Origin of the sequence: Microbulbifer sp. A4B17 (assembly GCF_003076275.1) — a bacterium.
Taxonomy (GTDB): domain Bacteria; phylum Pseudomonadota; class Gammaproteobacteria; order Pseudomonadales; family Cellvibrionaceae; genus Microbulbifer.
The window spans coordinates 3449331-3459751 of sequence record NZ_CP029064.1; the positions used below are offsets into that span (position 1 = coordinate 3449331).

Sequence of the window (10421 nt, forward strand, 5' to 3'; positions counted from 1 at the left end):
GCTGAACAAATTTTCACCACCTTGGGCCAGTAATATTCTGGAGCTTGATAACAGCTTAAAGAACCCCTCAATTTAGTGTTAACAGGCTCTAGCTGCCCCGCCCCGGTTTCCGCATAATGCAGGCCGCACTCGCAACTGAAAACAGATGGCCTGATGTATGTGGTTTAAAAACCTCCGTATTTATCGTTTGACGAAAGAATTTTCCCTGGATGCTGAAAAATTGAACGAATTGCTGGAGCCCCATGCATTTGTTCCCTGTGGCAGTCAGGACAGCACTCGCTATGGGTGGGTGCCTCCACTAGGGCGCCATAGCAGCCAGTTGGTACACGCAACTAATGGCTACCTAATGCTCTGTGCTAAAAAGCAAGAAAAAGTGATTCCTGCTGCGGTAGTCAATGAGAAAGTTGAAGAGCTGGCACAAGCTATTTCTGAAAAAGAAGCCAGGCAGGTAGGTCGCAAGGAGCGGCAAAACCTTAAAGACGAGATTCTCCTTGAAATGCGTCCCAAGGCATTCGCTCGCTCCCGTCTGCAATATGCTTATATTGCACCTCAGGATGGCTGGGTAGTGGTTGACGCCTCTTCTGCCTCCGCCGCCGAGGAACTGCTGGAGAACCTCCGCGAGGCTATCAGTAGCCTTGCCGTGGTACCGCTCTCCGCTAAGAACCCGCCACAGCAAACGATGACCCACTGGCTCAGTGCTCCTGAAGCCCCCCTTCAATTCGATTTTGGCCACGAATGTGAGTTGCGCGATCCCAAAGACAGCGGCAGTGTTATCCGCTGTAAAAACCAGGACCTCTGTGCCGAGGAAATTCACAATCATTTGGTGGCCGGGCTACAAGTGCACAAGCTGGGGCTGACCTGGCGCGGGGGCGTTGAATTCCTGGTAGATGATCAGCTATCCCTTAAGCGTATCAAGTTCAGTGACGAGCTTCTGGATAAAGCCGATAGTGCCGATGCAGAAAGTGCAGCCCAGCGATTTGATGCAGATTTTGCGGTGATGACTCTGGAGATCTCAGCCCTGATCAAGGACTTGCTTTCCGCCTTCGGTGGCGTAAACACCGAGTCGGCTAGCGTTGAGGAACTGGTGGCCAAAGCCAGCCGCCAAGAGGCGGAGGCCCTGGCCAAAGAGGTAGAAGAGGTCGTTCTTTAGGGAACTCACATAGTGATACGTACCTGAAAGGCACGTATCACTTCCTCCCTACCCCATCAATCAGATCTCAACCATTGGGCGGCCAGGTTCAGTCCACTGAACGTGATATTTACGCTGCTCAGGTTGGTCCACACGCGCAAAGGTATGGGCTCCAAAGAAATCCCGCTGTCCTTGCAGCAGGTTCGCCGGCAGCGACTCGGTGCGGAAGGCATCGTAGTAATTGAGCGCCGATGACAGGGCCGGTACCGGAATACCATTCAGAGTGGCGCTCGCCACCGCATGGCGCCAGTTGGCCTGGTGATCGGCAATCTGCTGAGTGAAGAAATCATCCAGCAGTAAGTTGGAAAGCTTGGAATCTCGATCGTAAGCATCGCTGATAGATTGCAGGAACACTGCTCGAATGATGCAGCCTGCACGCCAAATTCTGGCAATTTCAGAGAAGTTCAACTGCCATCCCTGCTCCCGCGCAGCCAGCTTCATCAAATCGAAGCCCTGGGCGTAAACACAGATTTTTGCGCAGTAGAGAGCGTCGTGCAGCTGTGCAATCACCTCTTCCCGTTGCTCTGGAGCCACTGGTGTCAACTCAGGCCCTTGCAGCTTCTTCGCTGCGCGGGTGCGCAATACCTTCCGGGTAGATAATGAACGGGCGTAAACTGCTTCGGCAATGCTCGGTGCAGGACAGCCCACTTCCAAGCTGCTCATGGCCGTCCACAGACCGGTACCTTTCTGCCCTGCGCGGTCGAGGATAACGTCTACCAGAGGCTGTTCTGTCACGGAGTCCAAGGTAGAAAGCACTTCCGCACTGATATTGATCAGATAGCTGTTCAGCGGACCCCGATTCCACTCCCGGAATACTTCGGCAATTTCCTCTGGGGCCATACCTAAAGACGTGCGCATTACATGGTATGCCTCACAGATCATCTGCATATCGGCATACTCAATACCGTTGTGCACCATCTTCACATAGTGGCCCGAGCCAATGGGACCAATATAAGCTGCACAGGGCTCCCCTTCGCGAACCGGGTTGCCCGGCTCAAAACGCTCGATCGGTTGGCCACTGGCTCTATCTACTTTAGCTGCAATAGCATGCCAAACGGGCTCTATGCGGCTCCAGGCATAACGGTCGCCGCTGGGCATCAGGGATGGCCCAAAACGAGCTCCCACTTCACCACCGGATACAGCCGTGGTAAAAAAGATCAACTTGCCTTCATAGCGCTTGGCCCGCTCAACGGAGTCGGTCCATAGGCTATTTCCGGTATCGACGACTATATCGTCAGCTTTTAAGCCTGCGTCAAGCAGCTTGCTGCACACATCGTCGACAGGATCTCCGGCCGGAACCGATAGAATAATCAAGTGCGGGGCTTTAACCTTTGCTAACAGCTCAGTGTAAGAGTTGCAGGCCTCAACACGAGCAGGCTGATCTCCACGCTCTTTCTTGTCCTGCTCCAGCAGCGCATTCAGCCGGTTGTGATCCAAGTCAAAGGCACAGACCCTATAGCCGTTGTCGGCCAAATTCAGGATCAGGTTTTTACCCATCACACCGGCGCCGATAAAGCCAATATCGCACTGTGAATCAGACATCAAGTTCTCCGTATAAAGATAGGGGTCTTTCAAGGGCGCGGAGTATAACAATATGAATCCGGAGCAGGGAGAGCAAAAACCAAACATAATAGCCCCTGAGCTCGGCAAATACAGTCTACAAGCTAGAAAGACCAGTAAAGGTTAATCCTTCACCAGTACATTCCACAGAACATTCGGCAGAGGCAATTTTGTCATTTGCTGCCATAAGGAAATGCTATAAGTCCATATTAGCGATCCTCCAGGTACTCCCTGTGTTTGATACTTTGTAGAAGACTTTACGAATTGGAGAAACCTGACGGCAGCATTGGCTAAGGTCGGCAGCAGTAATACCTATGGCGGTCATAACTCAAATCGTTAAACTTCCGGTACCTACCATAAATTAAAAAGAAAACAATGCGGCAATTGATGGGCTGACGCTATTCGGTGGTCCTTTTGCAGGACATCCACTATTGAATGTGGGTTTTTAACCTCTGTTCAACTTTCCAGGAATAAAAACGCAACTATTATTCTAAAGGATCTTCAAATGCAAACTCTCTGATAAGGCTCAGATGACTTTGCTAGTATATCCTATGGACCTAAATCAACGGTCAAATTTAAGAAAACTATTTTTTCTATCTCATGGCAGATCCCGTTTACACATAGTAAATATCACTATATCAATCCGGCCGCAATTCTATTTTTTTCAATTCCATAATCAGTAAAAGCAAGCTATTTTATAGATAATTTTGAAATAAACTTAATTCAAAGAGAGTGATAAATTAAAGAAATATAAAAGCCATACCTCAACTGCTCAGCAGCGAGAGTTAGCTTTTAACATATTCCTCCCTTTATTTCTCATATAACTTCAAAATGGTTTAAAAAGAATAAGTCTGAGCAGGAATAGCAATATCAAAAATATTACTATTGCAAGTAAACACTCCCCCCTTCACCACCCCCAATAAAAAAGACAAATAATAAATCGACTAAGCCGGTGGCTATAAAACAATAACTACAAATAATTTAACGTCTATTTGAGCAACAGCCCCCCCCCCAACAAACGTCCCAATTCGTCTTTATTAATGGAAGGTTTTGGAATTTAAGCTGGTCTTTTTATTGAAGACACTAAATTTCATTACCTCCCGCGATGATGAACTTTCAATAAGCGGCACATAACAATGCTTAAGCATTGAGTAATGCGCCTGCATCAATAATTAACAGTGATATAAGGAATACTATTATTATGAAAAAGATCCTTACCGCAGCTTCTGTCTGCCTAGCCTCTTTTGGGATAATCGGGCTCGCAAATGCAGAAACCTGGTCACCTCCAGGCGCTATCGGTCTCGCCAATGTTGGCAACCTCACAGTACAAAAAGGCATTTCACTAACCTGCTCACTTTCTGGCAGCGTAAATTCAACAGGAGCCGATGCCGAAGTAGGCAGCTTGGCGCTGTCAGGTGGATTCCTTAACATGTGTAATAGGGTGGTCTTTAATAACTTACCCTATGATCTGATAGGCAATGCCAACAATACCGTAACTTTAAAAAATGTATCGGTTAAGGCAGTAACCGGTGAGTGCTCCGGAGATCTAACAGGGTCATTCAATCAATCAAATGGAAGAATTACTTTCAGTAATGCACAAATTCCTAGTTCAGGGTCCGGCAGTGCGTGTGTAATCAATGGTGTAGTCTCAACTAACCCTCAATCCTCCTATACAGTCCCCTAAATCAACCTTGAATCCTTAGCAGCCCCAAATATCGCTGATAAAGCTAGCGGTATTTGGGGTCCAACCCTGATACATAAATTTTTATGCCCCTCTCAGTATTTGAAAATTTTCACTCATACTAACCCGGCAATTTAAAAATTGTAGAATTATATAAAATTCTCATAAACACATCTTACAAAAAAACAGTGAGTTGGCCATAAAGCTTTAATTCGCCAACTTACTGTTAAGTACCCATTCAAAAAAATACATCTTTTCATTAAATAAAATTTAAAATCCTTTACTGATATTAAATCCTACAATCCGTGGTTCTAGAGTAAAGACATTTGTTGTGAGACCTGAATCATCGCTATTGGTAAACATATCAGTGATAGGCGCATCATCAAAAATATTCTTCACGTAGAGCTGCATGTATAGATCGGAGTTAGGATTACTCAGTCCCACTGAAGCATTGAGATTACTCCAGGCCTTCAAACGGTCATAATCAGTATTGTAAACCCGTGCATAACTCTCCGATTGGCGATAGTAATCTGCCCTTAGAGTCAAGTCCCAATTCTCAACAGGAATGGTATGCTGAACTCCGAAATTTACGGTAAAGCGTGGCGCATTGGGCAGTTCATTGCCACTCAGGTCAGCGGCAAAACCACGCCCTCCATTTGGAGCATCCGTCAGTGGGTTGTAGGGGTCAACCCCATAATTTAAATCATGACGTAACCAGTCCTCAACCTCGATCTCTGGCGTAAATGAACCATACCGGGCAGAACCTGAACAAAGCGACCAAATAGCAAATATATCAGGTGCACTCATGACCGTCTCAACCAGATCTACCGGAGCAATACAATTGGATGGTACTTGGATACTTGGACGAACCAGCACCCAGTCTTCATTGCCCTGAGTACGATTCATTACATCAATAGATTCCTCTCCATCTGCAATTCGGGTTTTCAGGTATCCCAAATTCATATCCACCCGAGTTGCTCCTGTAAGTTGCCAGGCCAGTTCAAGCTCGAGCCCCATAGTCTCCGCATCAAAGTTTTCATTGAGGGAAATTCGATCAACTATCTGAGAGACCTGGTAGTCGGTATAGTCGTAGTAAAAGGCGTTAGCATTTAGTGATAAGCTACCATCAAATAAAATATTCTTAGTGCCAAATTCAATCGCATTTACAAATTCCGGTTCAAATGATTCCTCTAAAGACTGGAATTGTACTATTGCTGGATCAACCTCAGCCCGGGGCGGATTAGTACCACCACCCTTGTAGCCATGAGCAAAGGATACATAGAGCATGGTTTCATCCGTAAAGGGGTTTTCCGTTCGCCAGTCCAGAACCGCACGTCCTGTGTATTCTTTCCAATTTTGGGTAACTTGGTCACCTTCTGGATAGCCTCTATGCACAAGCCCCCCAGAGAGATTACCAGAGGAAACTTCACCAGTTACGGGGTCATAATAAGTACCTAACAGCAGCTGACTGGGTACTGGTGTAGAGCGCTTCCGATCATCAGTATAGCGAAGGCCGGTAGTAAGCTTTACGTCATCATTAATTTGCCAATACGCTTCACCAAATACGGCCCAGGAACGAACTTCTACTAAATTTCTGCTCAGAAAATAATTATGCCCCTCCTCATCAATATTCTCAATTGAGTTAGGGTCAACATACATACAATCCGCACCTATATTTCCCTCTGGATCAGTGCAGTTTTGAGTGTATAAAACAAAATTTTCATCGTAGTCAGAATTGTATAGATATTCCGCTAACATGCTGAATATATTATTAAATACAAAATAGTCATCCTGAGTTTTAAAATCCAGATAATTCGTACCCACGGAGAAATTCCAAGGCCCATCGAACGATGTCTGCAAACGGAATTCCTGGCTCCATTGTTTATTATCCGATCGACTGATATCCACCGCCAGCAATCCTTCTGAAGGCCCCAATTGCGGGTCGGTATAAATTCCCCCAGGGGTAGGCTCTAAATCCCCTCCATCATTAAAAATTGGATCTGAAACATAACGGTTATAGTCTTGAGAAGAGTAGTAATCATCCTTTGCATAAGTCGACTGAGAATAAAATGTGAGGGCGTCTGTCAGCTCCCATTCGAAGTTCAATTGCACCAAATCATTCTCTGCCCGAAATATCGGATCATAACTGGTCTCAATTTTTCTGAGATCGCGGGACTGAGTTGTATTTGCATAAGGATCGGTAAACCAATCGATTACAGGACCATAGGTTGAACCAATTAGCCCTGTAGCCAGGATGCTGGCAAAGCCTTGTGCATTGGGCGCACTGTAGGCCTCGTCACTATAAATCGAACTGGGCAAGCAACCCTGACTAAAGAAAACTGGTGTAAAACCTGTTAGTTCAGTGTCACCAATCTGAGTTAAACCCGGATCTTTAGTACAAAGCTGTTTGCCAGTACGCGAACGTTTATCATCTTCCTCAAAGTGCTGCCAAATAAGATTGGCACTAAAAGATTCACTCGGCTCCCACTCAAAAATTGCGCGAGTGGAGTAGAGGTCGCGGTCATTAACATCATTTCCGGTGTAAGTGTTGTAATCAAAACCATCGCGCTTGGTCATAGCCCCAGAGAGACGCAACCCCATGGTTTCCCCAATGGGTAAATTGAACATACCGCTAGCACGTTTTGAGTTATAGCTGCCTACCTCTGCCTTAATCTCTGAGGCAAATTCATCTTCAGGCATAATCGGCAGCATATTAACTACGCCGGCAGTCGCATTGCGACCATAAAGTGTACCCTGAGGACCACGTAATACCTCAACTCTCTGCACATCAAAAAATTCTTGCTCAAATAATCGATTACGAATCAAGGGGGTATTGTTGAAACTCACTGCTACCGCAGGATCAGAAGCAGCAGAAACTGCTTTTGTACCTATACCACGGATAGAGAAGTTGTAGGTACTGAAATTGGATTTAGAAAAATTGGCATTTGGGACGGCACGAAGCAGCTCTTCCCCCCGCTCAATTTTAAGGTCATCCATATTGTCACCACTAAGTGCAGATACTGCAATTGGTACATCCTGAATACTCTCCTCAATTTTTTGCGCAGTAACCGTCACCTCTTCAATCGCCTGGCTTGAACGGCCACTCTCTTCACTGTCCTGGGCAATGGTGACAGAAGGCGCCACTGCTATTGCCAGAGAGGCAATAACAGCACTGTACCAGGGAGTAATTTGGTTAAAATGCCCAGATCGATAAATCGCTTGTGCAATCAATGTTTTCTCTTTAGCAGGTTTCATCATCACACTACGTCTCTCTTTATTGTCAGTATTATTGGGTTATTGACCTGATATAGGCCTATTTCAGGTACAACAAAACCTAAGACGTATGGATTCAAGAAAGGGGGGGATAAAAAATGATATTTTTTATTTTACAGTTAAATCAGAACAACCAGCCTGATAAATGGCATCCAATAGTAGCTTCAACCAGAAGCAAATTCTCACTAGAGACGTTTACACCAGCCTCTGCTTAACGAAATTTGACTACAGAACTACTTACCATTTAAGGATCCATCCTCTGAAAGGCATCAGTGTGAAACTAATATCTGAGGGACTAAGCGACATCAAGGTGCCTCCTCCGCCACCCGCCTAACCTTAGCCAAAGCACGTTGTATCAGCTCTTTAACCGATTCTTTGGAAATACCCATCTGCTCTGCTATCGCTTGATAGGTCATTCCTTCAAAACGATGGAAACGAAATGCCGCTCCAGCCCTTGGTGGCAGCCCTAAAATAGCTTCCAGAACACGGGTATAAGCTTGCATTCCCATCACGGTCCGCTCGGGGCTGATCATATAAGGAATATCGGCCTTGTAATCAATTGAATCATGAAGTCCACCGCACCTCGATTTTTGATATCTACCATGGCTGATCAGAAGGTTCTTTGCCATGGCATAAATGTAAATTTTTGGATTCTTTATCCCCCCTCCATACTTAGTAATTCGAATATATAACTGGGTAAAAACTTCCTGCACCAAATCATCAACATCAGACAGGTTAACCCTGGAAGAAAAGTAACGCTTCAAATCCAACCCATATTCCCCGACCCACTGAGCTACATCATCCTGATAAGAATTTTCCATTTTCCTAATAAACCATCTCGCATGACCGATCGGTTTCACCAAGCTTCAGCTTCTGAATATTTTTTCACTACCACAACATGCCTTACAGGATACTCACTAAAGGCAATTAACAAAACAAGTAACCGATCAGTGATTTTCTGATCAAATTTTTTATCTTATTAAGCCAACCTTCTTTAAAACTCAAACACCACCCAGGATAAAATGCCGTAAGACTTTAGTTTTATTGGATTAAATCCTCCCCTTCAAATTTAGAGAACAGACAAAGAAAACATACGATAATCGACCGCCGTCAATCGCCGGAAAAAACCAACGCCTAAATCAAAAAACATAAGAAACTTTAAAGTAAGACTTGGAAGCAAAAGGTTAATCAAATCGTAGACTATTAACCTTCAAAAAGAGGAAAAATAAAAGAGTATCAGATGGCACACTCACACAAAGAATCACATTTCAGATAAAACCACTTTACGAAATACAAAAACAGAATTATTTACTTCTACTAAGCCCAGAATAATAAAGTATATTTTTACGATTCTGGAGATTCACAGAAAGATCCATACTCTTCACCTTATTGCAAAAAAAGTTATTAGCAATCCAGACAAATTTTATGCAAACAGTTTTCAATAAGTAATTATTTCGATATTCTCAGGCACTTTCCTGACTTTTTGTTCGTACCGACCTCATTGTAACCGGGTGGCAAACTGATACTTTAGTACTCCAAATAGCGCAGATCGCCCCATAAAATGTACGGGCATTCCTACACGGACCGTTTAACTAATAAGACTCACTGCTTCACTGTTCTGTGCACAGTACCTCTGCTTATACCTTTCGCTTCCAGTCAGTGGGGCCCGCTCATTTCAGCTTCCCCGCAGTAGCAGCCTTGAATCACAGGACCCAGCTGTCATCAAGTCTATTCATTATTCGTTAAACTACCGAGAAGTTACGCAAAGAACCCTTATTACTGATCCCCCTTGGTACTGATGGCAGATGTTGATTCAACCTTTCAGACGCAACCAAGCTTCCGATGGAGTTTGGCAAGCTTAAGGAATTCATTTTAGTCGGATTGTCATATTCAAAAAATCCCAGTGATCAAGTCAGCCATATTCGAAAATTTACCCACACCACTGATAACAATTGGAAACACTTGACAGGCAAATCAACGGAGCATGCAACTTTTCTCTATAAGGTTATTTTGCCTCACCTATCCAACAATTATCACCTGACTGATAGTGGACACACCTTTATAGGTCACTCTCTAGGTGGCCTACTGGGCACTTACATGCTACTCATCATGCCGACCAGCTTTAACCACTATGTTCGCAGCAGCCCATTCATATGGTACGACGGTGAAAGTACTCTAAGCGTCAAAGCAATACCCAGCCCTATTCCCCATAGAGTATTTATAGGAGTTGATACCCTGAAAACCCACGGAAAAAGCAGATCCCTCAATAACATGGTAGAAGGAGCACAGATTATTAATAATAAATTAATCAGTGAAAAAGTAGTTGAGGCAGACAGCAAGCCGCTCATTATCCCCGAAATAAATTATGTGTTTCATTTCCAACGACAGCTATTCATAGGATCGGTGGCTATATTAAACGAATCTACAAATAGAGAAATAATGCGCCCAATTAGAAGAAAGCTGTATTAGCCGACAACCCACTCAGATACAACCACTCTAAGCCAGGAAGAGGAAAATAATGAAAAGAAGAAGCTTTCTTCGATTATCAAACCTGCTTTTCATGGCTGTAACTCCAATTTCGACAGTGCAAAGCATGCAGAAGTCACATGGAAATTCAGTTTATTTTCCAAAGCCTACCTTTATAGAACCCTGGTATTATCTGCTGCTGCGCACCAAAAAGGTTCCGGTATACCCAATATAATTTGCCACGGTTTTCAA

At 44.5% G+C, this 10421-nt stretch carries 6 protein-coding genes; 3 read left to right on the forward strand and 3 right to left on the reverse strand.

From position 1 onward, the window contains the following. The first annotated feature begins 157 nt into the window (after positions 1 to 157). Entirely contained in the window at positions 158 to 1150 is a 993-nt protein-coding gene (gene rdgC, locus BTJ40_RS15235; protein ID WP_108733896.1) for a recombination-associated protein RdgC, read from the forward strand. A gap of 60 nt (positions 1151 to 1210) precedes the next feature. Here rdgC and gndA read toward each other — a convergent pair whose 3' ends face one another. Then, entirely contained in the window at positions 1211 to 2731 is a 1521-nt protein-coding gene (gene gndA / locus BTJ40_RS15240) for an NADP-dependent phosphogluconate dehydrogenase (protein WP_108733897.1), read from the reverse strand. Positions 2732 to 3950: 1219 nt separating this feature from the next. Here gndA and BTJ40_RS15245 point away from each other — a divergent pair. Next, on the forward strand, positions 3951 to 4433 hold the full coding sequence (locus BTJ40_RS15245; RefSeq protein WP_108733898.1) for a hypothetical protein: 483 nt from the start codon (positions 3951 to 3953) through the stop codon (positions 4431 to 4433). 267 nt (positions 4434 to 4700) lie between these two features. Here BTJ40_RS15245 and BTJ40_RS15250 read toward each other — a convergent pair whose 3' ends face one another. Then, complete coding sequence (locus BTJ40_RS15250; protein ID WP_238152020.1) at positions 4701 to 7688, reverse strand: TonB-dependent receptor; 2988 nt, start codon at positions 7686 to 7688, stop codon at positions 4701 to 4703. 320 nt (positions 7689 to 8008) lie between these two features. Beyond that, positions 8009 to 8524 (reverse strand): RNA polymerase sigma factor, encoded by a 516-nt coding sequence (locus tag BTJ40_RS15255; RefSeq protein WP_108733900.1) that lies wholly within the window; start codon positions 8522 to 8524, stop codon positions 8009 to 8011. A 1021-nt stretch (positions 8525 to 9545) separates the two neighbouring features. On the opposite strand from BTJ40_RS15255, the gene BTJ40_RS15260 reads away from it, so the two are divergent. Then, positions 9546 to 10172 carry an alpha/beta hydrolase-fold protein gene (locus BTJ40_RS15260; RefSeq protein ID WP_108733901.1) on the forward strand — a complete coding sequence of 209 codons (627 nt, stop codon included), beginning with the start codon at positions 9546 to 9548 and terminating at the stop codon, positions 10170 to 10172. Positions 10173 to 10421: the final 249 nt, after the last annotated feature.